The sequence below is a fragment of the Kaistella haifensis DSM 19056 genome, from assembly GCF_000735695.2.
GTDB lineage: Bacteria > Bacteroidota > Bacteroidia > Flavobacteriales > Weeksellaceae > Kaistella > Kaistella haifensis.
Genome location: NZ_JASZ02000072.1, coordinates 1 through 2,123 on the forward strand (window position 1 = coordinate 1; position 2,123 = coordinate 2,123).

Below are 2,123 nucleotides of genomic sequence, written 5' to 3' on the forward strand. Positions count from 1 at the left end.
ATTGCCTTTCGAAACACTGCCAATGCCATCGGTAATCTCAAAGAAGGCTGGCTCGCAGACTTTTTCAAAAGGTTGAACTACAAGAAAGGAAGAGCAACTGCTGTCTCTGCACTGGCCCGCAAACTTGCCGTCATCATCTGGAACATGCTTGTGAAAGGGCAAAGCTACCAACCACCTTCACTATATCTGTTCCTTGACGAGAAAAGAAAAATTGCTGCAGCCAAAAGAATTCAAAAACAAATCACTAAATTTGGATTGACTGACAGAGATATTGAAATCACAAAATACTGATTATCAATATTAAAATTTAACGTTAGTCAGAATAATATAATTGAAAGAAAAAATTTTAATATGGATAAAAGTTTAGAAGTAACATCCCTAATTCAGCCATTAAAAGACTTATACAATTCCGTTAGCGATGAATGGAAAAATTTTTTTGATATAGGTCTTGATGACTACCTTTACTCTCAAACCCACAAATATTTTTTCACAAATACATTCATACATAGAAGTGAAAAGGTCAAGTTCTATGATATTTATTATCCCATCAAAGCAAAACATAATAAATTGACTACTAATTTTTCTGATATCGAAGAGCTATTTTCTTCATATTCAAAAATAATTATTAATGGTTCTGCAGGAAGTGGGAAAACTACTCTGATCAAACATCTTTTTTTAAAGAGTCTATTTGAGAAAACCAGAATACCAATTCTAATTGAACTACGTCACCTAAATGATTACGATGGGAACATAGAAAAGCTTATAACAGACAAAATATTAAATAACAATGTAAAGCCAAATTCTAAAATTTTAAAACGCTCATTACAAACAGGAAAGTTCTTGTTTTTATTTGACGGATATGATGAAATATTTTCCCATAAAAAAGATGATATTAATCGCCAATTAGAATATTTTATTGATCAGTATAGTAATAATAATTTTGTTATTTCAACTAGACCAGGAAGTGGTATTGAGATATTTAATAGATTTTTTGATTTTAAAGTCGAAAAATTGACAAATGAGGACGTAATAAATTTTATAGATAAGATAGTAGAAAATGATGAACGGAAACAAAGAATTTCAGACATTGTTAATGATCCTACAAATGACAGTTACTTTGAATTCCTTCGTAACCCTCTACTTTTGTCAATGTTCATATTAGCATTCGAAAATCATCCCGAAATACCTCAAAAGAAAAGTGCATTTTATAGAAACGTGTTTGATACGCTTTATTCAAAACACGATGGAATTACAAAAAATAGTTTTCCAAGAGAAAAACAGTCAAACCTTCAAAGAGATGATTTTGAAGATATCCTTAGCGTATTTTCATACATAAGTTCAATTGACGGAGATTATAAATTTACTGAAGAATTCTTGACGGACACTTTAAATAAAGTAAAGGAATCTACAAATTATAAATTTGAAACTCAAAAGTTTATTTACGATTTAAGAACTACGATATCTATCTTAGTTTTGGACGGGTTTGAATATTTCTTTCCACATAGGTCAATGCAAGAATATTTTACTGCATTTTTTATAAGCAGATTCTGACTAACGTTAAATTTTAATATTGATAATCAGTATTTTGTGATTTCAATATCTCTGTCAGTCAATCCAAATTTAGTGATTTGTTTTTGAATTCTTTTGGCTGCAGCAATTTTTCTTTTCTCGTCAAGGAACAGATATAGTGAAGGTGGTTGGTAGCTTTGCCCTTTCACAAGCATGTTCCAGATGATGACGGCAAGTTTGCGGGCCAGTGCAGAGACAGCAGTTGCTCTTCCTTTCTTGTAGTTCAACCTTTTGAAAAAGTCTGCGAGCCAGCCTTCTTTGAGATTACCGATGGCATTGGCAGTGTTTCGAAAGGCAATTTTGAGCCTTGAACTTCCTTTCGGGATGTGGTTGGACAGCACCTTGCCTCCGCTTATCTTGTTGTTTGGCGCAAGCCTAAGCCAGGCCGTGAACTGTTTAGCAGTGGGGAATTTCCTAATACCGTCTAATCCGATTTCAGCAATAAGGGTCATAATCAATCCCTCACTTACCCCTTCAATAGCCATCAGATCTACACCTTCGAAGTATTGGTAAGCAATTAAATTCATATCCGTTTGGCTTACCGCATTTTTGTT

General features: G+C 33.2%; 2 protein-coding genes and 1 pseudogene. 2 read left to right on the forward strand and 1 reads right to left on the reverse strand.

Translation table 11 applies throughout. The features are described from left to right. Nucleotides 1-291: pseudogene (locus AP75_RS13810) on the forward strand (hypothetical protein); the annotation flags it as partial. A 60-nt stretch (nt 292-351) separates the two neighbouring features. Continuing rightward, nucleotides 352-1,551, forward strand: a complete 1,200-nt coding sequence (locus AP75_RS13815; protein ID WP_088264994.1) for an NACHT domain-containing protein — start codon at nt 352-354, stop codon at nt 1,549-1,551. A 26-nt stretch (nt 1,552-1,577) separates the two neighbouring features. Here AP75_RS13815 and AP75_RS13820 read toward each other — a convergent pair. Beyond that, a partial coding sequence (locus tag AP75_RS13820; protein ID WP_143755936.1) for a transposase occupies nt 1,578-2,123 on the reverse strand: 546 nt, incomplete at its 5' end.